The 24,976-nt window shown below is 64.6% G+C and carries 25 protein-coding genes; 3 read left to right on the forward strand and 22 right to left on the reverse strand.

Annotated elements, in window-relative coordinates; translation table 11 throughout:
- Position 1: 1 nt before the first annotated feature.
- The 9 genes from LGR44_RS11155 to LGR44_RS11195 all read right to left on the reverse strand — a co-directional run bounded on the left by LGR44_RS11155 (position 2) and on the right by LGR44_RS11195 (position 11,246).
- On the reverse strand, positions 2-1,636 hold the full coding sequence (locus LGR44_RS11155; protein ID WP_226740393.1) for a hypothetical protein: 1,635 nt from the start codon (positions 1,634-1,636) through the stop codon (positions 2-4).
- Entirely contained in the window at positions 1,633-3,279 is a 1,647-nt protein-coding gene (locus LGR44_RS11160) for a hypothetical protein (RefSeq protein ID WP_226740395.1), read from the reverse strand. The genes LGR44_RS11155 and LGR44_RS11160 overlap by 4 nt, the downstream gene beginning before the upstream one ends.
- On the reverse strand, positions 3,276-4,886 hold the full coding sequence (locus LGR44_RS11165; protein ID WP_226740397.1) for a hypothetical protein: 1,611 nt from the start codon (positions 4,884-4,886) through the stop codon (positions 3,276-3,278). The genes LGR44_RS11160 and LGR44_RS11165 overlap by 4 nt, the downstream gene beginning before the upstream one ends.
- Before the next feature lie 26 nt (positions 4,887-4,912).
- Entirely contained in the window at positions 4,913-5,653 is a 741-nt protein-coding gene (locus LGR44_RS11170) for an SDR family oxidoreductase (protein WP_226740399.1), read from the reverse strand.
- Positions 5,653-6,987 carry an FAD-binding oxidoreductase gene (locus LGR44_RS11175; RefSeq protein WP_226740401.1) on the reverse strand — a complete coding sequence of 445 codons (1,335 nt, stop codon included), beginning with the start codon at positions 6,985-6,987 and terminating at the stop codon, positions 5,653-5,655. The genes LGR44_RS11170 and LGR44_RS11175 overlap by 1 nt, the downstream gene beginning before the upstream one ends.
- Entirely contained in the window at positions 6,984-7,376 is a 393-nt protein-coding gene (locus tag LGR44_RS11180) for a GtrA family protein (RefSeq protein ID WP_226740487.1), read from the reverse strand. Before LGR44_RS11180 ends, LGR44_RS11175 begins: the two co-directional genes overlap by 4 nt.
- A gap of 85 nt (positions 7,377-7,461) precedes the next feature.
- Positions 7,462-9,012: a UbiA family prenyltransferase gene (locus LGR44_RS11185; protein WP_226740403.1), complete on the reverse strand. Its 1,551-nt coding sequence runs from the start codon at positions 9,010-9,012 to the stop codon at positions 7,462-7,464.
- A 637-nt stretch (positions 9,013-9,649) separates the two neighbouring features.
- The gene (locus tag LGR44_RS11190; RefSeq protein ID WP_226740405.1) at positions 9,650-10,465 is read right to left on the reverse strand and encodes an alpha/beta hydrolase; all 816 of its coding nucleotides are present in this window, start codon (positions 10,463-10,465) and stop codon (positions 9,650-9,652) included.
- Positions 10,466-10,880: 415 nt separating this feature from the next.
- The gene (locus LGR44_RS11195) at positions 10,881-11,246 is read right to left on the reverse strand and encodes a response regulator (protein WP_226740407.1); all 366 of its coding nucleotides are present in this window, start codon (positions 11,244-11,246) and stop codon (positions 10,881-10,883) included.
- A gap of 345 nt (positions 11,247-11,591) precedes the next feature.
- Here LGR44_RS11195 and LGR44_RS11200 point away from each other — a divergent pair, with 345 nt between their 5' ends.
- The 3 genes from LGR44_RS11200 (at position 11,592) to LGR44_RS11210 (ending at position 13,056) form a co-directional block, all read left to right on the forward strand.
- Complete coding sequence (locus LGR44_RS11200; protein ID WP_226740409.1) at positions 11,592-12,176, forward strand: NAD(P)H-dependent oxidoreductase; 585 nt, start codon at positions 11,592-11,594, stop codon at positions 12,174-12,176.
- 155 nt (positions 12,177-12,331) lie between these two features.
- Complete coding sequence (locus LGR44_RS11205) at positions 12,332-12,733, forward strand: hypothetical protein (RefSeq protein ID WP_226740411.1); 402 nt, start codon at positions 12,332-12,334, stop codon at positions 12,731-12,733.
- On the forward strand, positions 12,733-13,056 hold the full coding sequence (locus LGR44_RS11210) for a c-type cytochrome (RefSeq protein ID WP_226740413.1): 324 nt from the start codon (positions 12,733-12,735) through the stop codon (positions 13,054-13,056). The genes LGR44_RS11205 and LGR44_RS11210 overlap by 1 nt, the downstream gene beginning before the upstream one ends.
- Before the next feature lie 16 nt (positions 13,057-13,072).
- Here the strand turns inward: LGR44_RS11210 and LGR44_RS11215 are convergent, their stop codons facing one another.
- From LGR44_RS11215 to LGR44_RS11275, 13 genes are all read right to left on the reverse strand, one after another.
- Positions 13,073-13,834, reverse strand: coding sequence for an LOG family protein (locus LGR44_RS11215; RefSeq protein ID WP_226740415.1), 762 nt, complete (start codon positions 13,832-13,834; stop codon positions 13,073-13,075).
- A 272-nt stretch (positions 13,835-14,106) separates the two neighbouring features.
- On the reverse strand, positions 14,107-14,388 hold the full coding sequence (locus tag LGR44_RS11220) for a hypothetical protein (protein WP_226740417.1): 282 nt from the start codon (positions 14,386-14,388) through the stop codon (positions 14,107-14,109).
- Positions 14,389-14,540: 152 nt separating this feature from the next.
- A complete protein-coding gene (locus LGR44_RS11225; RefSeq protein WP_226740418.1) occupies positions 14,541-15,386 on the reverse strand; it encodes a universal stress protein in 846 nt (281 codons plus the stop codon).
- 38 nt (positions 15,387-15,424) lie between these two features.
- On the reverse strand, positions 15,425-16,114 hold the full coding sequence (locus tag LGR44_RS11230) for a helix-turn-helix domain-containing protein (protein ID WP_226740420.1): 690 nt from the start codon (positions 16,112-16,114) through the stop codon (positions 15,425-15,427).
- 94 nt (positions 16,115-16,208) lie between these two features.
- Positions 16,209-16,622 carry a response regulator transcription factor gene (locus LGR44_RS11235; RefSeq protein WP_226740421.1) on the reverse strand — a complete coding sequence of 138 codons (414 nt, stop codon included), beginning with the start codon at positions 16,620-16,622 and terminating at the stop codon, positions 16,209-16,211.
- Between the two features lie 118 nt (positions 16,623-16,740).
- Entirely contained in the window at positions 16,741-17,361 is a 621-nt protein-coding gene (fixJ, locus tag LGR44_RS11240; RefSeq protein ID WP_226740423.1) for a response regulator FixJ, read from the reverse strand.
- The gene (locus LGR44_RS11245; RefSeq protein ID WP_226740425.1) at positions 17,351-18,892 is read right to left on the reverse strand and encodes a PAS domain S-box protein; all 1,542 of its coding nucleotides are present in this window, start codon (positions 18,890-18,892) and stop codon (positions 17,351-17,353) included. The genes fixJ and LGR44_RS11245 overlap by 11 nt, the downstream gene beginning before the upstream one ends.
- A gap of 249 nt (positions 18,893-19,141) precedes the next feature.
- Positions 19,142-20,254 (reverse strand): adenylate/guanylate cyclase domain-containing protein, encoded by a 1,113-nt coding sequence (locus LGR44_RS11250; RefSeq protein WP_264196468.1) that lies wholly within the window; start codon positions 20,252-20,254, stop codon positions 19,142-19,144.
- 78 nt (positions 20,255-20,332) lie between these two features.
- The gene (locus LGR44_RS11255) at positions 20,333-21,277 is read right to left on the reverse strand and encodes a sugar-binding protein (protein ID WP_226740427.1); all 945 of its coding nucleotides are present in this window, start codon (positions 21,275-21,277) and stop codon (positions 20,333-20,335) included.
- Positions 21,278-21,389: 112 nt separating this feature from the next.
- On the reverse strand, positions 21,390-22,445 hold the full coding sequence (locus LGR44_RS11260) for an ABC transporter permease (RefSeq protein ID WP_226740429.1): 1,056 nt from the start codon (positions 22,443-22,445) through the stop codon (positions 21,390-21,392).
- Positions 22,445-23,185, reverse strand: a complete 741-nt coding sequence (locus LGR44_RS11265) for an ATP-binding cassette domain-containing protein (protein ID WP_226740432.1) — start codon at positions 23,183-23,185, stop codon at positions 22,445-22,447. The genes LGR44_RS11260 and LGR44_RS11265 overlap by 1 nt, the downstream gene beginning before the upstream one ends.
- 333 nt (positions 23,186-23,518) lie before the next feature.
- The gene (locus LGR44_RS11270) at positions 23,519-23,950 is read right to left on the reverse strand and encodes an RbsD/FucU family protein (protein WP_226740434.1); all 432 of its coding nucleotides are present in this window, start codon (positions 23,948-23,950) and stop codon (positions 23,519-23,521) included.
- Positions 23,951-23,963: 13 nt separating this feature from the next.
- The gene (locus tag LGR44_RS11275) at positions 23,964-24,953 is read right to left on the reverse strand and encodes an aldo/keto reductase (protein ID WP_226740436.1); all 990 of its coding nucleotides are present in this window, start codon (positions 24,951-24,953) and stop codon (positions 23,964-23,966) included.
- Between the last annotated feature and the right edge of the window lie 23 nt (positions 24,954-24,976).

A 24,976-nucleotide genomic window follows, 5' to 3' on the forward strand; every position in this document is an offset into this window, starting at 1 on the left:
GCTATCCCCCGGTCGGGGAGGATCCTTCCGCCGTCGTCGGATCGCCGTCGAGGTCCCGGGAGCGGCTGACGGTCTCCGCAGGCTCGTCCCGCAGGATGTAGACCTTCCAGTCCGCCGTTTCCCGCAGGAGCTCGTAGTTTTCGGTCAGGTGATCGGCGTAGACCCGGCGCAGGCCCTCCGCGGTCCAGCTTTCGATTGCCCATTTCGGGTCCATGACCACGCGCACGTCCCGGAACACCTCTTCGGCGGGCAGGTGGTGGTCATCGTCCAGGGTGCGGCCCCAGTGATACCAGGTGCTGTCTCCCTGCGGAGGCTGAAGGCCCAGGCCGGCCGAGAAGGGGCCGACGAAATCGAGGACGAGCACGTGGCCGGCGTCCTCCCCGAGTTCGTCCAGCGCCCGTGCTCCATCCGCGATACTCCCCAGATATCGGCTGAAGGCGGGATGCTCGCCCTCGCTCCAGAGCCTTGCGAGCCTGACCTGCTCGAAGTTCGGCAGGGGGACGGACTGACCGTATCTCGTCGCCGCGAGACCTGCATGGAGGCCGAGGGTGGCGGTCATGTGAACGGTGCTCGGCAGCAGGAGAGCCAGCAGAAGAAGAGGGGCTCCTGCAGACAGGAGGGGGCGCTTGCCGTCCTTGGGCGCCGCCGGTTGAGTCCTGGCGAGAATCTCCGCCGCGACCGCTGCTCCGGCGCCGAGGGTGATGACGCCCCAATGCTGGAAGTTCTGGTTGATGATCATGAAGCCCGAGCCGGCGCAGAACCCAAGGAACAGGAAGTCGCGCAGGCTGCGGGTGCGCCAAAGAACCAGGATCGTGAAGACCGTGAAGAGAACGTAGTCGGCGAGATTCCTGAACAGCGCTTCCGCCAGCTCGTTGATCTGGTCGATTCTGCCGCTCACCTCCCCGGCGAGGAGCAGGTCGTCGAAATGGGCCTTGGTCGCCCCCCATGAGGCTTCGACAGCCAGGCCGATGACGATGGTGACGGCAAGAGCCGCCGCGACCCACAGGCGCTGGCGCGAGAAGAGCAGCATGAAGACCATGAAGGCCAGACCGACCACCCCGTAGCTGATCTTCATGTAGAACAACAGCAGGAGGAGAGCGGACGCACAGACGGCGTCGAGCCATGCCTGGCGGCGATGCGGGTAAACAGGCTGCAGATACATGATCAGCAGCAGGCCGAGGCCCGACCAGCCGATGCGGTTGTAGAACATCGCAAACGACAGATCGCGGATTCCTTCGCCCAGATTGGCGGGGACTGCCGTGACCAGGATGAGGAAAAGGGCGACGGGAAGTCCGATCGCCGGGCGAAGCCGGGATCCGACGACATGAGCGGCAATCAGCGCGAAACCCAGGACAAGGAGGCCCATTCCGACCGGCATTGCGCCGCCGAAGCTGCCGGTCAGCCAGTAGCCGATGGCAGGAACATAATAGACCAGGGGTCCGAGAGCCGTGTGGAAATCGCGGTTGGGCACCTGGCCCAGGCTGACGCGATGAACTCCGTCGAGGAAGATGAAGAGATCGTTGAGATACTTGGTTGTGACGGTCTCACCCGGCAGGGCGAGCAGCAGGGCGCACACCACTCCTGTGGCGACCACGAGCATCTCGACGGATGCGGGGCGCTTCAACCATTGCGTCATTGTGGACACCCATCCCCAGCCCCAACACGCGATGCGGATGCTTGTTCCGCGGGACAGGATCCGGACGACGTGCGGCTCTCTGCCATCTCTCCGGCACGACTGTCCCTGCGATGCCAGACGATCCAGGCGTCGGTTTCCCGGACCGGCTCGAAGGTGCTCTCGATATAGGTTCCGTACAGGCTACGAAGGGGCCCCGGATTGACCCCCCATTTGGGCTCCATCAAGATCTCGACATCCTTGAAAAGCTGGTCCGGCGGCAGGTGGTGCTCGGTGTTGATGTTGCGGCCCCAGTGGAGCCAGGCGTTGTCGCCGCGCGGGGGCGGGAGGTTGAGCCCGGCCGAGAAGGGATTGGCGAAGTCGAGCACGGACACCTGCCGCGGGCGGGTCGGAAGCTCCGCCAAGGTTTCTCCCCCCTTCCGGATGCTCTCCAGATAGGCGGAGGTGAAGGCATAGTCGCCGGGCGTCCACAGCCGCGCGAGCCTGACCTGCTCGAGTCCCGGGAGGCCGAACGGCTGGCCGGACCGGGTGACGGCAAGGGTCGTATGAAGCCCAAGGGCCATCAGGTAATGGACCGTCGTCGGCAGAAGAAGGGCGAAAAGCAGGAAGACCGAACCCGAGGCAAGGGAGAGGGATCCGCCGCCTGACGCAGTCCGGGCATATTGGGTCCGAACCAGGATCTCGGCCGCCACGACGGCGCCGGCATGAAGCGTGATGATGCCCCAGGGCTGGGAGTTCTGGGCCTGGATGAGAAGCCCCGGTCCGGCGCAGAACCCGAAGAACAGGAAATCGCGAAAGCGGCGGGTGCGCCAGAGCGCCAGCACCGCGACGATGCCGAACATCACGTAATCGGCGAGGTGTCTCAGGAATCCGAGCACGAGACCGACCGCTCCGCGCGTTCCGCTGACCTGCCCCGCGAGCACGAGATCGGCGAAATGGGCCAGGGACGCCTTCCAGAGGATTTCGACCGCGAGGGCTGTGAGGATGGTGAGGCCGATGGCCCAGGCGGCCCAGCGGCGCTGGCGCGCATCGAACAGCATGAACACCAGAAAGGCCAGAGCCACCAGACCGTAGGTCACCTTGGTGTAGACCATCGCCACCGTCAGCAGGGTGGCGCAGAGCGCGTCGAGCCGCTCCTGATACGGCCGCACCTGCCGCGGCAGCAGGTACATGACCAGCAGCGCCCCCAGGGCCACCCAGCCGATGCGGTTGTAGAACATGGCAAAGGAGAGCGAGGTGATGGCCTCGCCCAGGTTCATGGGCACCGCGAGGATGAGCAGGAGAAAGGCGCCGAAGAGCAGGGCGATGAGGGGATGCAGGCGGGAGGCGAGGATGTGGGCGAGGGCGGGGGCGAGGGCCAGGGTGGTGAGGGCCATGCCGAGGGGCATGGCGGCGCCGAGGGAGCCGGAGATCCAGTATCCTGCGGCGGGGATATAGTGGGTGAGGGGGCCGAGGGCGGTATGGAAGTCGCGGTTGGGCACCTGCCCCCATACGAGCCGGTGCGCGCTGTCGAGGAAGATGAAGAGATCGTTCGGATAGGAGGTCGTGACCGTCTGCCCGGGCAAGGCGAGCAGAGCCGCCACGACGAGCGCCCCGGCGAGGATGGGCCCCGCAACAGGCAGCGGACGGGTATCGTCGCCGATCATGACGATCCCGCTCCGGCTGCCGGCGGAGCGTCCGCCACGGGCTTGCGACGATGCACGCGCCAGTGCTCCGTTTCCCGCACCAGATCGAAGTTCTCCGCGATATGGGGACCGTAGACGGTCTGAAGCGTCGCATCCGATCCTGGCGGTCTCGGACCTGCGGGTGCCTTGGGCTCCATGACGATTTCGACGTCGTCGAGCAGCACCTCGGGAGGCACGTTGGCGGAGGCGTTGACGGTTCTGTCCCACTGGAGACGCGGCATGTCTCCCCGCGCCGGAGCCATGTCGAAAGCCATGGAAAAGGGGTTGGCGAGATCGAGCACGAAGACGCGACCGCGCTGCGACTCCAGATCGTCCAGGACATCGGCGCCATCCTGTACGGCGGCAAGATACGTGGTCGCGCCGTCGTGATCACCCCAGGTCCACAGATTCACCAGCCTCACACCCTCGACATTCGGGAGCGAGATCTCCTCGCCCGCGCGGGTGCCCGCCACTACGGCGTGGAGACCGAGGGCAAGGGAGCAATGGACGATTGTAGGCAGGACGAGAGCCAGGAAGAGAAGCTGAACGCCTGCGGTCAGGGACCAGCGGCGGTCCCGCGACGCGAAGCCAAGATGCGTTTCGTGGCGAATGACGGTTTCGGCCGCCACCGCAGCAGCGGCATGGAGCGTGATGATGCCCCAGGCCTGGAAGTTCTGGTTGATGATGAAGAACCCTGCAGTGCCGCAGAAGACGTAGAACAGGACATCGCGAAGACTGCGCGTCCGCCACACGGCCAAGCCCGCGAACAGGGTCAGCAGGACGTAATCGGCGAGGTTGCCGAGGATGTGGTCGAGGATCTGCCCCCAGGTTCCGCGAAGGATGCCGCCGACATCGCGGGCAAGGCGCAGATCCGCCAGGTATGAGGCCGACCCCTTCCAGAAGGCTTCGACCGCGAGGGCTGTGAGGATGGTGAGGCCGATGGCCCAGGCGGCCCAGCGGCGCTGGCGCGCATCGAACAGCATGAACACCAGAAAGGCCAGAGCCACCAGACCGTAGGTCACCTTGGTGTAGACCATCGCCACCGTCAGCAGGGTGGCGCAGAGCGCGTCGAGCCGCTCCTGATACGGCCGCACCTGCCGCGGCAGCAGGTACATGACCAGCAGCGCCCCCAGGGCCACCCAGCCGATGCGGTTGTAGAACATGGCAAAGGAGAGCGAGGTGATGGCCTCGCCCAGGTTCATGGGCACCGCGAGGATGAGCAGGAGAAAGGCGCCGAAGAGCAGGGCGATGAGGGGATGCAGGCGGGAGGCGAGGATGTGGGCGAGGGCGGGGGCGAGGGCCAGGGTGGTGAGGGCCATGCCGAGGGGCATGGCGGCGCCGAGGGAGCCGGAGATCCAGTATCCTGCGGCGGGGATGTAGTGGGTGAGGGGGCCGAGGGCGGTGTGGAAGTCGCGGTTGGGCACCTGCCCCCATACGAGCCGGTGTGCGCTGTCGAGGATGACGAAGAGATCGCTCACGTATCGCGTGGTGACCGTCTGTCCCGGAAGCGCGAGCAGAAGGGCGCAGACGGCCGCCAGCCCGAGCAGAAGCGGCCCTACCCGTGCGATGCGCCCAGTCCAGACTGACATCGTTCCCATCCTCCTGGCCCCGGACGTCAAAGGCGCAGGCGCTTGAAGACCCGCTCTGGAATGCCGGTGATCATCATCATGATCGGACGCCAGACGCGGCGGACATAGATGACGTCACCGCCCTTCTCGACTGCGGCGAAAATGGCGCGTCCCACCTCGTCCGCCTCGGCAGTGACCACCGGAGGAAGCTTGATCCCGGCAGTCATGCGAGTGCGCACGAATCCCGGCTTCACCGTTACGACCCGCAGGCCCCTCGGCGCGAGCCGGTTGCGGAGGCCGGACAGGAAGGCCGTGAAACCGGCCTTCGCTGCGCCGTAGACGTAGTTCGAACCGCGCCCTCGGTCGCCTGCCACCGAACTGACGCCGATGATCGTGCCCGAGCCGCGTTCGAGAAAGCGCTCGGCCAGCAGCCCGAGGAGCAGGGCCGGCCCCTCGAAGTTCGTCCGTATGACCATGGCGGCATGTGCGAGATCGCTCTGCGCTCGCGACTGGTCTCCCAGCTCGCCGACCACGCACACCACCACGTCCGGCAGCCGGGGCAGAGTGCCGACGAAGTCCGAAAAGCGATCGGTTTCCAGGACATCTAGTCGATGGGTCGTGACCTCGGCGCCGGTGCGGGAGGCGATGTCGTCCGCATTGCGGCGCGCCTCCTCCTCGTTGCGGGCGGTCAGCATCACCTGCCAGCCGGCCTGGGCAAAATGGAGAGCCGCCGCCCGCCCGATATCGGAGGTGCCGCCGAGGAGGAGAAGGGACTTAGAGGACGTCATCAAATACCAAGCCGCATGGACAAACGAGAAGAAACACGGCCGGAGGCCCCGATTGCCCGCCGCGTCTCGCGAAAGCGGGCAAGTCCGGGATATCCAGCCTCGAAGGTCGCCGGCGATTGCCGGGCGTCCTTGGCTAGATAGAGCCGCCCGCCGGCCGCGACCACTGCCCGGTCGAGTTCGTCGAGGAGCGCGAACACGTCGTCGCTGACCGGCAGGTCCAGGGTGAGCGTGAACCCATCGAGCGGGAAGGAAAGGTCGCCATGGCCGGGGCCGAGGCGCTTCAGGACCGCGAGGAACGACGCCGCTCCCCGGCGGGAGACCTGATCGAGAATCCGCTCCAGCACGGGACCGGCCTTCTCCGTCGGGACGACGCATTGATACTGAAGAAAGCCCCGCTTGCCATAGATGCGGTTCCAATCCCCGATGCCGTCGAGGGGGAAGAAGTACGGATCCCAATGAACCAGGAAGGGATAGCCCGACTTGACCGCACCCGACCGGAAATAGAGCTCGTTGAAGGCCGAGACCGACATCCGGTTCAGGGTAACGGCCGGAAGGTCGAAGGGTACGGACAGGCGCCCGAACTTGGAGGACGGGAAGGTCGGCGCGCCCGGCCGGAGCACGTCGATGTCCCGGGGCCTGGCATGCTCGGCCGCAAAGATCAGGGAGCGGCCGAGGGCGGCGCCGCGGGCCAGGCAATCGATCCAGGCGACGGTATAGGTGACGTCGTCGACGGATTGCAGCGCCGCAAGAGCGCTCTCCAGATTGGGGGCCACGAGGGTCTTCTGCTTCATCCAGCCCGTCTCGACGGGCCTGAGCCGGAAGGTCGCCTCCAGGATGGTGCCCGTAAGGCCCATTCCGCCGATGGTGGCGGAAAGGAGATCCGCGTTCTCCTCCCGCGAGCAGGTGACGACGCTGCCGTCCGGCAGGGACAGCGTGAGCGCTTCGACATGGTCGCCGAAGCCTCCGTCCTGGTGGTGGTTCTTGCCGTGGACGTCGGAGGCGATCATGCCCCCGATCGTCACGAACTTGGTGCCCGGCACCACCGGCACGAAGAAGCCGAGCGGGACGACGACGTTCAGCAGGTCCGAGAGCAGAACGCCGGCCTCCACGCGAATGAGGCCCGTCGTGCGGTCGAAGGCGCGGATGCGGTCGAAGCCGCGGGTCGAGACGGTGATGCGCTCGCCGATGGCAGCGTCACCGTAGGCGCGGCCGTTCCCTCGTGCGATGAAACCGGTTTTGTCCGCTATCGTTTTCGGCAGGGTCGTCGGGGTCGCGGGGCTGAGAACCTCCGATTCATGCCGGGGATAGCGCCCCCAGCCGGCAAGCTCCGTCATGCCCCTCTCTCCTTGAAGACATAGGTCCGATCCAGCGCGAACTTGGCCGCATACCCGATGGCGAGGCCCAGCACCGCTCCGGTATATTTGGCGAAATCCGTGCGCCAGATCATCCAGAATGTGACCTCGAAGCCCCAGAAGACCAGCGTCGTGAGTACGCTGAAGGCGCCGTAGAGGGTGATCTTCTGGAATTCCTGGCGGTGGCCGTGAAAGCCGTCGTCGAAGACCCATTTCTTGTCGAGGAGGTATTTCAGGACGAAGCCGATGGCCGTGCCCATGAAGATCGACAGGGCGAGCGGCGCGACCGGCGCAACGCGGATGACCGCCTCCTGGGTCACCAGGTTGGCCAAGGTCGCAATGACGGCGAAAAGGACATAGCGCACGAACATCATCGCCCCGAACCTTTCGGGACGAGACCGTTTACCGGGCTGGCCTGCTCCAGCCCCTCTTCTGTTTCCCGGTGCGGCATGGGGATCAGACGGCCGCGAAGAACAGGACGGCGGCCGTGCCGATCGTGGCGAGGCTGATCCGGTCCTTGAGGGCAAAGACCACCGGGTCATCGTCCATCTGCCGCCGATTTGCCAGCATCAACGCACGGGCGATCCAGTACATGAGGAGCGGCCCCACCAGCCAGAGGATTTCAGGCCTCGTGTAGAGCGTGTTGACCGACGTACTGGAGATATAGAGCGCGAAGATCGTGACCGCGTTGAAACCGGCCGCTGCCGCAAGGGCCGCGACCATCTCGAGGTCGCCGTTCTTGTAGTCTCGGCTCGTCGGATCGGGCAGATCCGCGTCGCGCCGGGCGGCGAGCTCGACGAAGCGCTTGATGAGCGCCAGCGACATGAAGATCATCATCGAAAAGGCGAGGAGCCATTTCGAGACGGCGATGTCGAGAGCCACCGCGCCGCCGAGCACCCTGACAGAATAGAGGGCGGCGAGCGTGATCACGTCGAGCAGCATCATCCGCTTGAGCGCGAAGGTGTAGGCGGTCGTCAGCGCGAAATACCCGAGCAGGACGCCGAGGAACGGCAGAGACACCGCCGAGGCGATGGCTATGGCGCCGAGAAACAGCACCGGTATGGCCATCACGCCATGGAGCAGGGGCACCGCGCCGCTGGCGAGCGGCCGGTTGCACTTGGTCCGGTGCGAGCGGTCGTCCTGCAGGTCGACGAGGTCGTTGAGGATATAGATGCTCGACGCGCAAAGGGAGAAGGCAATGAAAGCCATTATGGCTTCGATGACCGCCCCGGCCGTGAAGAGATGCGCGGTGAGAAGAGGAGCGAAGACGAGGGCGTTCTTGGCATATTGATGCACCCGCAGCATCTTCGCCCAGGTCCGCCAGGTGGGGCGGGAGCAGGGCAGGCACTCGACCTCCGTGGTGCCCTTGGCGAGACGGCGCATCACCCCGGCCGGAGCCCTGATGGCGATTGCCTTCGCAGCCTTCTCCCATACCGGCAGGTCGGCCGCATCGTTACCGATATAGTCGAAGCCGCGCTCGCCGAAGATCTCGACGAGCTTCTGCGCCTTCATGACGCCCGCGAGATTGGTGGTTTCGTTGGAGGCGAACCAGCCGGTGAACAGTCCGATATGGTCCGCCACGGCTTCGACCAGGCGGCGGTGGCTGGCGGATGCGAGATAGACCGGACGCCCGTCCTCCTTCGCCTGCCGGATGATGGCGAGAACCTCGGGATCGTAGGGAAGAGTGCTGGGGTCGAATTCGCAGGGCTCCGCCAGCCGGTGCTTCAGGGCTGCCTTTCCCTTGGACAGGGCGGTGCACATGTCGAGCAGCGACTGCGGACGCCGCCCCAGCTCGGAAAAGGCCGTCTCGATCAGAAGATCGGATGCGATCAGGGTGCCATCAAGATCCACGACGAGAGGACGAAGCTTTTCGTCCGGGCTGTCGTCCCATTCGGGCGCATTCCAGGCGACATCGTAGCCGCCATAGGGGCGCTCGACGGGTTCGTCGTAGGACGTTCCAATGCCTCTACGGTGCAGAAACAAGGGTTTGGGTTCGAATGGCGCCAAGGGCGTGAGCTCCCTGTGGTGTTGAAACCAAGTCATTTATGCAATGCCGTTCCAAAGACAGGCTGGCTGGGAGACGCAGGCGACGCTCCCAACCACATTCCTCAGAACTCTCGTGTGCAGTCTCAATCTGCCGGTTTTCGCGGACTCCGGATGACCGGACGATTCCCGAGGCGCCATTCAAAAACTACGCAACAGGATATCCATTGACCGTCGAGCACATACATCGTTGCTCGAAAAATCCGGCGGATTGATCGACTGCATGCTAACTGCTTAGGATCCATAAAGTTTCATGTGGCATCCGTTCGCTCCGAAATATTTGGGGTTATCGTCCGTTTCCGCATAACAAACTTCGGAGACGGCCAAGCTGGACAAGCTCGTGAGATAGGGGCCCCAACAGGAATTCAAGCTGCCGGTGCAGAAAAAAGTCGCCTCTATATGGCACGTTGCTTCTGAATGCCCTCTGAATATCGTGTACCTGCTGAAAGCGATCACGAAATTCGAATAGACGGCATCGTTAGCCAAGTACTCGTGCCGAGATAACATATGTTACTCTGCGCAAGGCAAAATGCAGCTCAAAGCCTGGTAGACGCCGGAAAGAGGTGGCTGAGACGTACCTGTCGACGATGCGCAGATCGGTTCAGCGTGCTGCTGCTTCCAGTCGGGCGACGGCTTCGTGCATGGCTTCAGCAAAGGCGGGGTTGCCATAGAGGTCGTTGTGCCCGGCTTCCGCAATGGTTCGGTCGAGAACCAGATTCGGAATGGCCTTTCGCAACGGTTCGCTGCGTCGTGCCGGCACGATGGTGTCGCGACCGGCTACAATCATCGCCGTCGATGTGGAGACGCCCTGCAGGTCCTCGACCGGCGACATGCGGTGGCGTAGGAAGAGGCTTACGGGAGCCCAAGGGAAATGGGCCTTCGCGAGGGCCTGGAGGGAGTCGAAGGGCGTGACTAGGACGAGGCCTTCGAGCGGCCGGTGGCGCGCCAGATGGGCTGCCACTCCGGTCCCGATGCTGAAGCCGACCGCGATGACCGGCCGTTTCCGGTTCTGCTGCAGATGATCGAAAATGGCGGTGGAGTCCGCGAGCAGGGCCTGTGCGCTCGGCTGGCCGCTACTCGGCGGGTAGCCGCGATAGTGGAACGCGACGACCTCGGAGCGGGGGAACAGTCCGCTCAGATACAGGGCCATCGCCTCGGCGTTCCAGGCATTGCCTCCAAAGCCGAGAAGGAGGGGCTCGGTTCCGGATGCGGAGCCCGGCGGGCTCAGGCGCACACCGATGAGGCGCTCTCCGTCCGATGTGGCAAGTTCCAGACGCTTGGCTGCATTCGGCAGGGCCGGGCGGTTGGCTGCCGCCATCCGAGCCGGAAACAGCAGGTTGGTCTGGTTGACGGCTAGCAGGGCGAGAAGGCCGGCGTAGACGATGACGACCGTGGCGACGAGGTAGAGAATCCACATCCGCGATTTCCGATTTCCGAAGGATCGATCGATCCTGCCGCCCGGCTCCCTCGTCTCCAGCTTCCGGCACGCCACTCGACCCGAAAAAAGGGCAGGGTGTCACGGTGTGACCCCTGCCAGTGCTTAACCTAGGGAGTGATATGCATGGTCTCAAGCTGAAACTAGGAAATCGCTATGCGCCCTATAGAGAACCTCCAACTGGTTTCCATGAATTAAGAACGGCGCGGAGGAGGGGTTGTTCCGGAATACTTTGGTTTTTCAGTATAACATAAGTTAAATGAATATATGCACTATATTCCGCAATATAGAGAGATCATGGCTGTACTGACGCCATGATCCGGAGGGCGGCGTCGCCGCCATGACCGTCGGATGGCAATGGCAACAGGCCGTCATGCGCCGGCGTCTCCGGTCTTCGTCAGCTGCTCGCGTTGACGAGATTCTCCAGGGTCTGTGCGACAACCTCCCGCTTTGCAGGCTTCTCCAGCCACGGGACACCGAGGAGCTCCGGCGGATGATCTCCGGTCGCAGGCAGCGCGGAATAGACAGCGAACGGCACGGAACGCCGCTTCAGCTCCCGGGCGAGGAGCAGGCATGGGCCATCGCCCAGCATGACATCGAGGAGCGCCAGGTCTGGCGTGTCTTGCTCCAGCCAGCCCAGGGCCTTCGCGTTGGTGGGAAACAGGCCCGAGATTTTGAAGCCGGCTTCTTCCAGATAGGCTTCCAAGGCGAGGCCGATGAGGGCCTGGTCTTCGGCGATCATGCAGTGGGGCTGGTTCGACATCGTCACGGTCTTTGGTTGGGTTCCATGAGGAGGAGGGGGCTCTGCCGGCGAGGAGGAAGTCCCGGCAGAGCCCCGTCGAGACGAGCGAGGGAACGACCCGCCTCGACCCTCCTTCTAGCGCCGCCCGGCATTATCCTCATTCAACCATGTGTAACTTGGCCGTTATTCCCGGGCGACGATGGCGACCGTGAACCGCCGTGTCCGTCCAGGCCGGAGGGCGCCGCTGCCGGTTGATCCACATCATGGCGCCTCCGCCAACGATGGGTCATGCCACCCGCTTCGGGCAGCAGCCAAGACGGGTCGCTGCCTCGGACGGGCCTGCAACCTTTGCCACGGAACGCCGCCATGTCGCACATCGTGATCATCCAGGGACATCCGACTGCCGGAGGCGGGCACTTCTGCCATGCTCTGGCGGAGGCCTACGCCAGAGGGGCGGCAGAGGGCGGTCACGACGTCCGTCAGATCCTCGTGGCCGAGCTCGACTTTCCCCTCCTGCGATCGAAGCGCGACTGGGAGAAGTCTCCGCCGCCGCCCGCCATTGCCGGCGTCCAGGACACGATTGCCCGGGCCGATCACCTGGTCATCATCTATCCCCTGTGGCTCGGAGACATGCCTGCGCTTCTCAAGGGTTTCCTTGAGCAGGCCCTGCGTCCGGCCTTCATGTCGGGAACATCGGATCCGGGGGGCAACTGGAAAACCGTGCTGAAAGGCAAGTCCTCCCGCATCGTGGTGACCATGGGAATGCCGGCCTTCGTGTACCGTTGGTATTTTGGAGCCCACAGCCTCAGGAGCCTGAAGCGCAGCATCCTCGCCCTGGTCGGTATCGGCCCGAACCGCCACACCTTGATCGGCACTGTCGAGGGCATGAGCGAGGCCAAGCGGAAGGTGTGGCTCGAGAGAATGCGCCGCTTGGGAGCCGGGGCGCGCTAGGCAATTCGCCGTCATGGACATGACGGCCCTGACCTGATCTGCGCCGATCTCCGTCACGATTGATGGAGATCAAGGAGATGGAACCTGCCGCACTTAAGCTCCGAATTCGCGACGAGGCGGCGAGACAGGTCCGCCTTCGTCCGGAGGAGGAAGAATTGCTTCAGCACATCACGCTTCATCTGGCCCGCAGCAAGGAATTTCCGGAGGGCAGCCGACACCATGGCTACGAGATCGTCGCTCCTCTCGATGCCGACGGGTTGATCGACCCGGCCGAGTGGCGGGAGAAGCGGGCCCAGTGCCGCGTCAGACGCTTCTGGGCCGGCGAGGCGGACCAGCACGGTGTCCTGGTGCATCGTCCGGGCGGTGCCGACGGAGCCACATGGATGATCGACTACGATCTTGACCGGACGACGGATGACGAGGCAGGCTATCGCTTGGCGAAGCACCGGTTCGCGCCGGGCGAGTACGTGACCATCCGGGACGAGGACGAAAAGCTCCACACGTTCCAGGTGGTTGCGGTGAGAGGCGCTCAGCAACCTGAAAAGGAGCACGCCTGATGATCCCGTGGCGCTCCGTTCTTCTCGCCTGCTCCCTGGGCCTGGGCCTGCAACCGGCTCTTGCCCAGGAGGGCCGTGTCCAGCGGGGGCTGACCTTCGCGCAGGTCCACTGCGCCCAGTGCCATGCCATCGGCCGTTTCGGCGAGAGCCCGCTGGCGGAGGCGCCACCGTTTCGGACCCTCGGGGACCGGTATCCCGTCGAAAGCCTGGCGGAGGCCTTCGCCGAAGGCATCACGACGGGACATCCGTCCATGCCCGAGTTTCAGCTCGACGTGGCGCAGATCAACGATCTGCTCGCCTATCTCCAGTCGGTCCAGGAATAGGCGAGAGCCCGTCGCATCAGGTGTGATGGGTGATAAGGCCGTTGTCGATCAGGGTGGACCAGACATCTTCGGCGGTGTCGGCGAAGTGCACCAGCTTGCGGTCGCTCTCGCTCACCATCCCGTGTTCGAGAAGCACGTCGAACTTGATGATGGAGCGCCAGTACTTCTTGTCGAAAAGCACGATCGGAAGCGGCGGGGCCTTGCCGGTCTGACGAAGGGTGAGAAGCTCGAAGAGTTCGTCGAGCGTCCCGAAACCGCCGGGGAACACCACGAGGGCGTTCGCCCTCATGGCCAGATGCATCTTGCGCATGGCGAAGTAGTGGAACCGGAACGTCAGATCCGGCGTGGAGTAGCGGTTGGGCTCCTGCTCGTGCGGCAGGGTGATGTTGAAGCCGATGGACGGGGCGCCGACATCGTGCGCCCCCCTGTTGGCGGCTTCCATGAGGCCCGGACCTCCGCCCGTGGCAATGACGTTGTCGCGGATGCCGTTGACCGGCTTCAGGGCGCCGCCGCGCTCCGACGCGATGGCCCCGAACTTCCGGGCTTCGTTGTACCAGAAGGGGTGCTGCCCCGGGCCGTTCTCCCGCACGCGAGCACTGCCGAAAACCACGATGGTCGACCGGATGCCCCAGGTCCGCAGGTGCTCCTCGGGCTTGGCGTATTCCAGCTGGAACCGGACGCCGCGCATGGAATCCCCCAGCAGGAAGTCCTGATCGAGAGCGGCAAGCCGGTAGGATGGAGAATTCAGATGGGCTTCGGCGGTATCGACATCATGCATCTTCTTGAAGCTCCTTTCGCGAAACCCTTCAATGGACGGAGGACCTTGATCGCCTCCTGGGCGCGGACCCCCGAGAAGATCAAGCTCCCGGTGCCCGATCAACCGCAGCCGTCCGGCCAAAGCCATCCCTAGCGAAATTTCCGCGTGGATGGTCCGGTTCCGTCCTTCAGGAATGGGAGTCCGCAGGAGGAGCGCTACGCACCGGAAAACCGAAGGACGGAGCGCCGGCTTGGGCTCTCGTCCTTCGGGCAGGGCAGGGTATCGATCCGGGGCTAGGCGAAGATCGCCTCGATCCTGCTCTTCAGCTCCGCAAGTTCGCGCACGTAAGGAGCGCGGCGCTCCTGGTGGCGTCTCCTGAGCACCGCGATCAGCTCGCGCTTCTGGGCTTCGTCGGCCAAGCTGTGCCGGATCGATTCGATGCTCTTCTCATGGGCGAAGTCGATATCTGCCAGGCTGGCCAGTATCGATTGCAGCCGCGGCTGGATGTCTTCGGGATAGAAAGGATCGTCGCTCAGTCTCGCTCGGTACCGGAAATGTTCAAGATGGACAGCCATGCGCTTCCTCCGCGGATTTGTTGTTCTTGAACGGCTAGGGCCTCCCCATGTGATAGGATGCTGCGACACTTTGATGATTGTTTGGCGTTCGCCGCTTGCGCGAATGCGCAAACCCCTCCTGGAGGGAGGGGTTCGGATTTAGCGGAGACGGCTCAGTAGGAGAGGAAGAGCGGGACCGGCGCTTCCTTGAGGAGCGACTGGGTCACGCCGCCGAGCACCATCTGGCGCAGGCGCGAATGGACGAAAGCGCCCATCACGATCATGTCGGCCCGGGTCAGCTTCGCATGGTTGCGCAGGGTTTCTGCTGCGTCACCGTTCTGGGCCGTGAGTTCCGTGACCGTGACCTGCACGCCGTGGCGGATCAGATGCGGAGCGATCTCCGCCCCCGGAACGGCCCTCGACAGGTCCTTCTCACCGGACACGCAGACGATCTCGACGGTTTGGGCGTGCTTGAGGAAGGGCAGGGCGTCGTTGAGGGCGCGGGCGGCCTTCGCACTGCCGTCCCAGGCGACGATGATCCGCTCCGCCTTGAAGGTGTCCGTACCGCGCGGCACCACGATCACCGGGCGCCCGCTGGAGAACAGGGCCTGCTCGATGAGCGAACGGTCCACCGTGAGCATGTCGGCATCGGCATCGGCCACGGCGAGGTCATGCACCCTGCAGAGCGAGGAGAACGTCTCCACAAGCTCGGCGTAGCGCAGCTGAACCGCCTCGACCGAGCAGGGGATTCCCTCGATCATTGCTTTCTGACGTGCGCTTTCGGCTGCGGCTTCGGCGAGTTCGCGCACCCGCTGGTTCTCGGCGGCCACGAGCCCCGACGCCATATCGCTGACGACCGAATGGGTCAGCGCGAGCTTGACGGAGGCCGAGAGGGCCGTGACATGCGCGCCCGACTCGCGGGCCAGCGAGAGGCCGTAGCTCAGCGCTGCGGACGGGGCCTCCTCGTCCTCGGTGAATCCGATGAGAATGTTCTTCATGTTGTTCAGTGGCTTGGTCATGGGTTCCCTCCTGGTGATCGGCTGCCTGCTCGATGGGATCAGGCGTTGAGGCGGCGCAGGGCGGCCTTGTTGTTGAGGACGATGCGGCGGGTTGCCGGAAGCTTGATCACGGCCTCCCGCTCGAGCTGCGTCAGGGAGCGCGACACGGTCTCGATCGTCAGGCCGAGGTGATCGGCGATGTCGGCCCGGGACATGGGGAGATCGATGGCGCCTTCGCTGTCGGAGGCGCGGTCCGCCATGTCGAGGAGGAAGGAGGCGATCTTTTCCAGGGCTGTCTTGCGGCCGAGCAGGAGCATGTGGTCCTGGGCCCGCTCGAGGGAGCGCATCATGCCCTTCACGAATTGCTGGGCGAACTGGCTGTCGCTGGCGGCCAGGGTTTCCAGGCTGCACCGGCGATAGGCCATCACCACCGCATCCCCGACCGCTTCGGCGCTGAAGCGGTATTCGTCGCCCGTCTCGATGCCGAAGATGTCGCCGGCCAGATGGAACGCGTCGATCTGGCGGCGTCCGTCGCTCAGGAGCTTGGAGGTGCGGACGACGCCGGAGACGACCTTGTAGAAATAGGCGGCGCGGTCGCCCTCGGAGAAGATCTCGTCGTCCTTGGTGTAGGACCGGATCGAGCTGATGGCCTGCGTGGAGGTGTCTGCCGTGGAGCGGGCCGGCTGGGGAGCCCGGGCGATGATCGCAGCGGCCGGATTGGGGGTATTGATCGTGACCGTGGTGTGCATCGTGCCCTCGTCGTCTCAAGTCGTTGACCTTGAGCTATGGGTACCGCCGCACGGACCGGTCAGAAATTCAGATATGCTCCCTAAGGGATTCCCCTTAGCCCGCGGACGGTGCCAGATCGGCCGCGATTTCCCCGCCGAAGCCGGCCAGGGCGGAGCGGATGCTGTTCACGAGGGTCTCGTCCAGGAGGGGCTTTTCCAGCACTTCGTGGATGCCCGCCACGGCCGCGCGCTCCCTCACGTCCTCGCTGACATGGCCGGAGATCAGGATGGTCGGGTAGCTTCGGTGGCGGTCCCGGAGGATGTCGACGAGCTGAATGCCGTTGATGGACGGCATCTGGTAGTCCACCACGAGACAGCCGTGCTCCGGCAGGTCCGCGTCCGCCAGAAGCTCCACGCCGCTGCCGTAGAGGCGTACGTCGATTCCCTCGATCCCGAGGGCGAACTTGAGCGAGTTGCGGACTGCGGCATCGTCGTCGACGATGAGGACGGATCCCGTTCGGGAGGACATGGCGGACCTTGCAATAGGGCTTGTGAGCAACGGTCCCGGTGTACCCGATCCTCCGGCCGGGGGAATTGATCCCCCTCAAAATCTGGAATTCCCGGTATCGGGAGAAATCCCTAGGGGATCATACGTCCTTGAGGTTCCCGGCCAGCAGCGCCATCCGGACGAGTTCGGAGAGGCTGGACGCCTGCATCTTGCCCATGACGTTGGCCCGATAGATCTCGACCGTCCGGGGGCTGATGCCGAGATCGTAGGCGATGACCTTGTTCGCCTTGCCAGCGACGAGGCCGTCGAGAACCTGTCGCTCCCGCTCGGAGAGGGAATCGATGCGCCCCTGGACCTCGGCGGTCTGGCTGGTCCGCTCGGCGTTCTGCTCCTGCAGGTCCAGCGCGGAGCGCACGGCCGCCAGGAAGAGGTCGTCGTCGAAAGGTTTCTCGATGAAATCCACAGCACCCTGCTTCATGGCCTCGACGGCGAGAGGCACGTCCGCGTGCCCGGTCATGACGATGACCGGCACCGAGAACCCGCGGGATTTCAGGCGGCGTAGGAATTCAATCCCATCGACTTCCGGCATGCGGACATCGGTGACGATGCAGCCGGCCACAGGCTCCGTCACGCTGTCCAGGAACGACACCGCGGATTCGTGGAGCCGGACCGGCAGGCCCACCGTCGCGAGCAGGAAGGACAGAGACTGGCGGACGGCCACGTCGTCGTCCACCACGTGTACGATCCCATCATTCCGCATTCGCCAACTCCTCCTCCTTCACCATCCGCAGGGTGAACCTGAACGTGGTTCCCTCGCCGGTCCGCGATTCGACCCAGATCCTGCCGCCATGAGCCTCGACGATGGTCCGGCAGATCGACAAGCCGACTCCCATGCCGTTCTTCTTGGTCGTCACGAAGGGCTGGAACAGCTGCTCGGTAATCTCGGGCGCGATGCCCGGCCCCGTATCGGCCACGCTGATTTCGACCATTCCGTCGTTCTCCGGGAGGGCCGTGGCGACGACGAGTTCGCGGCGGGTCGAGTCCTGCATCGCCTCGATGGCGTTCCGGATCAGGTTGAGCAGGACCTGCTGGATCTGGATGCGATCCGCCAGGACGAGCTCGGCATCCTGGTCGAAGCGGTAGGAGACCCGCACGCCCTTCTCCTTGGCGCCCACCAGGGCGAGGGCGCTCGCCTCCTGAATGAGCTTCGGCAGGCTTTCGATATGGCGCCCGCTCTCGCCTCGGGAGACGAACTCGCGCAGATGCCGGATGACCCGGCCCGCCCGCAGCGCCTGATCGGCCGCCTGGCTGACGGCGTCGCGCAGCATGGGGGCATGCTCGTCCTTGCTCTGTTCCAGCAGGCGCCGGCACCCTTTCAGGTAGTTGGCGATGGCCGTCAGGGGCTGGTTGATCTCGTGCGCCAGGGTCGAGGCCATTTCGCCGAGCGCCGTGAAACGGGACATGTGCACCAGCTCGGATTGAAGCTCCTGCAGGCGCGCCTCCGTCCGCTGGCTCTCGGTCAGGTCGCGGATGAACCCGGTGAAATAACGCTGCCCCCCTGAGCGCATCTCGCCGACGGCGAGCTCGATGGGGAAGGTCGATCCGTCCTTGCGCTGGCCCACGACCACGCGCCCGATGCCGATGATGCGGCGCTCGCCCGTGGAGAGATACCGCTGCATGTAGCCGTCATGCTGATCCCGGTAGGGCTCGGGCATCAGAATCTTGATGTTCTCGCCGATCACCTCTTCCGCGGTGCAGCCGAACAGGCGCTCGGCGGCGACGCTGAAGGACTGGATCCTGGCCTGCTCGTCGATGACGATCATCGCGTCGGGCACGGTTTCGAGGATCGAACGCAGGTGCGCCTCCCGGGCCTTCAGGGCCTCCTCGGCCGCGACCCGCTCGGTGATGTCGCGCGTCACCTTGGCGTAGCCGTGCAGCTTGCCCGATGCGTCGCGCAGGGGGGTGAGGGTGACATGGGCCATGAAGACGGAGCCGTCCTTGCGGATCCGCGGAGCCTGCTCCTCGTAGCGGCCGGTCTGCTCCACCGTCCTCAGGGCCTGCTCCGGCCTGCCGGCCGCCGCATCCTCGGGCGGGTAGAACACGGAGAAGTGGCGGCCCAGGATCTCGTCCTCGCGCCAGCCCTTGATGCGCTCCGCCCCCGCATTCCAGCTGGTGACCCGGCCCTCGGTATCGAGCATGTAGATCGCGAAATCCGTCACGGCGTCGATCAGGAGCTCGAAACTGACATCCCTGCCGAGAGGGGACGGGGAGGTTGAGGCCGATTCAGTCAAAAAAGCTCTCCTGAGCGGATGGACCCGTCCGCAAATCTCCGGCTGCCGAGCAGAGCGCCAATATTCCCATTCCACCGGAACGTAGCAAAGGCTCGATTATCGCAGGCGTCCTGCCCCTGCAATAGGGGCGGGGCGCGGTCTATGGTCCCCTCGCGGGGACGGCCATTGCCAAGGTTGTCCGGGTTGCGGAGCCCGGTCGCGCCTCAGGGAAGGGTGAACACGCGCTGCGGATGCGCCACGTCCCGCAGATCATGCCGGCCCAGATCGACGAGCGGAACGTCGATCTCCCGCGCGCAGGCCCTGGAGACGAGAACCCGGTATCCGAGCTTCTTCGCCAGATCCTGCAGGCGGCTTGCCCGGTTCACGGCGGGGCCGATGACCGTGAAGTCCAAGCGCCTCGGTGCGCCGACATTGCCATAGGCCACTTCGCCGTAATGAAGGGCCAGAACCGAAGTTGAGTTCCGTTTTGCCGCTTCCCGCCCGTACGATGTTCTCCGCGTCCACCCTGTCGCAGAACGCCCGTGCGGCGTCCATGGCATCGCGGCAGGCGGCTTTTCGGCTCCGCTCCGAAGTGGTGGGAAAGATCGCGAGCACCGCATCGCCGATGAATTTCAGGACCTCGCCTCCATGGGCCTCGACCACGTCGCCGACGATGCCGAACCAGACATTCAGGGTGCCGAGAACATCGTCGATCGGAACCTCCTCCGACAGGCGGGTGAAGCCCCTCAGGTCGGTGAACCACAGGGCGGCCTCGATCAGCTCCACGGCCCCGCGGTCGACGCCGCCTTCGATGATCCGGCGGCCGGTGCGCGGACCGACATAGGTGTCGAGCAGGTCGACCGCGATGCGGCGCAGCACGTGGCGCTCGATGGAGGGGCTGAGGAGAATCGCGGCGAATTCCAGAGCCTCGATTTCGGCAGGCGTGAACCCGCCTTGCCGCTGGGTCGCAAAAGCGATGACGGCCGTCCGCGTCCGCTCCAGGAACGGCAGCGGAAACATCACGTAATCCGTTCCTCCGAGGAGGCGTAGCTCCTCGAGGAGCGGCATGTCGGGGCAGGGGGTGTCGAGCAGGCGGCGGAACGGACGTTCCGTCTCGTCGACCACCCGGGTGGGGCTGTTCAGATAGGAGGGCGAAACGGCGGCGGTCGCCCGCGCCGATTCCCGGATCGACACGGTCTCGCTCGTCCAGACATGCAGCCAGCCGCTGACTTCCGGGTGCAGGACCTCGAGGCCCATGGAGGCCCGCCAGACCGGCAGGTCATGGCGAACGATCTCCTCGCAGAAGGCGCTGAACAGGTCCTCGACGGACCGGCAGGCCGCATTCGCCGCCAGCCATCGGGCTATTCCATCGATCCGGTCCATGGCCGCGTTCCGACGGGCTTTCAGACCCGGATGCCGGGGAGGCCGTAGCCTCCCCGATCGGTTTCGTGCGTCCGCCGCTCACTTCTTCTTCAGCATTTCGTCCACGTTCTCCTTCGTCACCCGGTCGATGCCGGCATAGACGATATCGTCGACCTTCTCGCCCTTCTTGAGCTTGAGCAGGATGTCCATGGCCTTTTCGCCCATCTCGTAGGGCCGCTGACCCACCAGGGCATTGGCATATCCGTCGCGGAGCAGCTGGAGCTGCACGTCCAGGGTATCCGCCACCACGAGGGCGAACTTGCCCTGATCCATTTCGGACTTGTACTTGTTCACGAAGCTCTTGTAGGCCTCGGGAACGAACATGGGCCAGCCGCCGACGGGGATGATGGCGGCGAGATCCGGATTGGCGGTCTTGAGGTCCTGCATCTGCTGGACCGAAAGGGCCAGGTCGTCGTTGGAGTAGGTCGGCGAACCGGAGATTTCGATCCACTTCGAGCCTTTGAGAGCATCGCGCACGCCTTCGACGCGCTCCTTGAGGTTGGCGGCGGCGGGGCCGCCCGAGATCATCGCGTATTTCCCGCCTTCCGGCCGGATCTTCAGCAACTCCTCGCCAAGGGCTCGGCCCATGGCGCGGTTGTCCGTGCCCACATGGGCCTGCCGGGCGGAGTTCGGCGCATCGGCATCGAAGGTGATGACCGGAATCCCGGCATCGCGGGCGGACTTGATCACGCGCACGGCTGCCGCGGCGTCCGCGACCGAGATGGCGATCCCGTCCACGTTCTGGCTGATGAGATCCTGAATGATCTGGGCCTGGCTCGCGGGCTCGTGCTCGACAGGGCCCTTGTAGATGCATTCGATGTTGCCGAGTTCCTTGGCCCGCTTCATGCAGCCGTCCCGCGACAGATCGAAATAGGGGTTGTTCATCGCCTTGGGAACGATGGCGAAGCGATAGTTCTGCTGAGCTGCCGCAGGCATGGCGAGCGTAAGGGCTGCTGCTGCCGCGGCGAGGATCAGTCGTTTCATCACGCTTTCCTCCTGGTTGATCGATTGCCCCGTTCGCCGGGGTCTGATGGTCGGCCCTCATGGCCGGTTTCTGTCTGGCCTCGGGCGGACGGCTCCGAGGGAAGATTGTGACTCAAGGCGTCATTCTCATGGTCCGCAGGCGGTCGACGAGGACTGCGAGGATAATGATCGCGCCCACGAGGACGATCTGCCAATAGGCATTAATCCCCGCGAGAACGAGACCATTGCGGATGACTTCGATGAGGAGCGCGCCTATGACCGCTCCCGCAGGTCCGCCCATGCCGCCCGTCAGGTTGGCGCCGCCAATGACCGCCGCGGCGATGATGGTCAGCTCGTATCCGGTGGCCAGGTTGGCCGGGGCGGAGCCCAGCCACCCCACCATGAGAATGCCGGCGAAGCCCGCAGAGAGAGACGAGAGGACGTAGACCCCCACCTTCACGCGCTCGACCGAGATGCCCGTGAGGGCCGCCGCCTTCTCGTTCCCGCCAAGGGCGAAGACATGCCGGCCGAAAGCGGTGTGATGCAGGACGAGGCTCAGGATGCCCGCGAGAACGAGGAGGTAGATCACCGCCACCGGAACGCCGGCGATGTTGCCGTCCGTGATCTCGTAGAACGTGTTCACGTCGGGGCCCGTCGGCGCCTGCCCCCGTCCTTCGGTCACCGCATAGGCGAGCCCTCGCACGATGGAGAGCATTCCGAGCGTGGTGACGAAGGGCGACAAGCCGACCCTGGCGATGAGAAGCCCGTTGGCGAGCCCGATCAGCACCGCCGCGCCGAGACCCGCGGCCAGGGACACGATCATCCCGGCGAGCGGGATGGCATCCAATCCGGTGCCGCTCACCTTCTGCATGACGATGGCGCAGGTGATCGCCGCCAGCGCCATGGTCGAGCCGACGGAGAGATCGATTCCGCCCGTGATGATCACGAGGGTGACGCCGAGGGTGACGATGCCGACGAAGGAGAAGTTCTTGGCCACGTTGGCGAGGTTGCCGGAACTCAGAAAAGCCGGGCTGAGAAACGACATGACGACCATGATCGCGATGAGCGCGACCGCCACATAGGCGGTCTGGCTCGCAAAGAAGCCGCGGCGCCACCATTCGGTCCGGCCCACATTGGCGAAGTCGCCTGTTTCGGCCGTCGAGCGGGCGGCGGGAGAGACATCGTTCATCAGGCAGCCTCCTTGGCACCCGTGATCAGCGCGGTGACTTCCTCCGGGCTGGACTGGCTGACCGGCTTGTCGGCCACCTTGCTGCCGCGCCGCATGACGACGACGCGCTCGCAGACCGAGAAGACGTCCGGCATACGATGCGAGATCAGAATCACGGCGATGCCGGCATCGCGCAGCCGGCGGATGAGGTCGAGGACCTCGGCGACCTGCCGCACGGAGATCGCCGCCGTCGGCTCGTCCATGAGGATCAGCTTGGCCTGCGCGAGCCTCGTCCGGGCGATGGCAACGGCCTGACGCTGACCGCCCGACATGGCCCGGACGACGTCGTCCGGCCGGGTTTCCGACTTCAGTTCCTGGAAGAGCGCCGCCGTGCGCTGGTTCATGGCCGCATGATCGAGGAAGGAGAACGGCCCGACCTTCCGCTTGAGTTCGCGTCCGAGGAAGACGTTCGCCGATGCCGTCAGATTGTCGGCGAGAGCCAGATCCTGATAAACGACCTCGATCCCCACCTGGCGGGCGTCCACGGGTCTTGAGAAGTGAACCTCCCGGTCCTGGAACAGCATCCGGCCGTGGGACGGACGGAAATTGCCCGCGATGATCTTCACGAGCGTCGATTTCCCGGCGCCGTTGTCGCCCATCAGGCCGACGACCTCGCCCGGTTCGATTCTGAGATTGACATTCGACAAGGCCCGGATGGCGCCGAACTCCTTGCCGATATCCTCCAATACCAGAAGTGACACCCTGAACTCCTCCCTTGAGCCGACTCTTCAGAGCCTGTTGAGAGTTAGTACGCTTGCACTGGTATTGAGGTCATATAAGCACAGCCTTCAGTAGTATGTCACCTGTTGCTTCCGGAAAGCATGGGGACACGAAAGTATTGATATGCGAGAACAGGAGATGAACGGCTGCTGGATGCGCTTGTTGCCTGCCGGCTGTGCCCAAAGATTTTGGAATTCCTAGCGTAATGCCGCAAAGGAATGCTGTTCCGCCGAGACGGCATCGGTTGTCGGGCGCTGGATTTTCGCGCACCGTTCTCTCTTCCACCTAGTTCCGCCGACGATGGCGGCAAGGGTTCATTCGAGCGGAAGAACACCGGTCTTGAGAATGAGATTGCCGTACAGCCTCCTTTCTCCCGTCGCGACGATGAAGCAGGCCTGGCGGGCCCGCTCGTAGAAGGCGAAGCGTTCGAGCGCCACGATGTCGAACGGGCCCGCGAGGTTGCGCACGAGTTCGGCGAAGCTCTGGCAGATCGGAGGCACCGCCTCCGGGTCGCCCACCACGGCCATGCGGAAGGCTGCGGCCTCGGCAAAGGTGTCGAGCGGCAGATGGGTGAGAATGGCGTCTGCCGCCGCAACCGCATCGATCCCGTCCAGCCGGACCACGCGTGGGCCCAGGGAATGCGAGGGGAAATTCGCATCGGCGATGACCACCTCGTCCCCATGGCCCAGGCAGCGGAGGGCGTGGAGGAGGTCGGGACCGAGCAGGGGGTGTATGCCGCGAAGCATGCAGGAACTCCATCTACCTGTTCATTGCATTGGCGTCGAAGGCGGGCCAAGCCTCCTCCGGCACCGGTATCGCCAGATTAGCAAGATTGCGCTCCAGGCTGGAAGGTTTGGCGGTCCCGATCAGGACGGTCGCCACTCGCGGATCGCGCAGCGGATATTGCAGCGCCGCCGCAGCAAGGGGAATCCCGTGCCGTCCGGCGATCTTCTCCATCCGCGCGACGCGGTCGAGAATGTCCTCGCTTGCAGGACCGTAGTCGAAATGGGCGCCGGGGACAGGGCCGGTGGCGAGAATTCCCGAATTGAACACGCCGCCCACGATCAGGGAGGTTTTCGTCTCTTCGCATAGCGGAAGAAGCTCGCCGACCGCGGCGCGGTCCAGAAGCGTGTAGCGGCCGGCCAGCAGGATGCAGTCTATCGAGGCCCGGGACATCACGTCGAGGCAGATCTCGACCTCGTTGACCCCGAGGCCGAAGGCAGAAATGGCGCCGCCGCTCTTGAGGTTCTCCAGCGCCCGGAGGCCTCCCTCCATCAGATCGCGGAAATGCTTCTGATTGGCGTCGGCGCCATGGGTATAGGCGCCGATGTCGTGGACCAGGAGAACATCGATCCGGTTGAGTCCCAGGCGCGCCAGACTGAAATCCACCGAGCGCATGATCCCGTCATAGGTGTAGTCGTAGTCCACCCTGAAGGGCAGGGGCTCCACGTAGCCATGGTCGGGCACCCGATCCTCCTGGACCGGCGTCAGAATCCGGCCGACCTTGGTGGAGAGCACGTAGGAATCCCGCGGCTTCTCGCGCAGGAAATCCCCCATCCTGCGCTCGGACAGGCCGAAGCCGTAGAATGGTGCCGTATCGAAGTACCGGATGCCTGCATCCCAGGCGGCCGCGATCGTATCCTCGGATTGTTGGCGGGAGACTGCCCGGTAGAGCCCTCCTATGGCGGCTCCCCCGAAGCCGATCTCCGTCACTTCGACGGACGTCTCGCCGATCCTGCGCCGCTTCATGTAGTGGGCTCCTCAACGATGCT

It is taken from the genome of Microvirga lenta, assembly GCF_020532555.1.
Lineage (GTDB): Bacteria > Pseudomonadota > Alphaproteobacteria > Rhizobiales > Beijerinckiaceae > Microvirga > Microvirga lenta.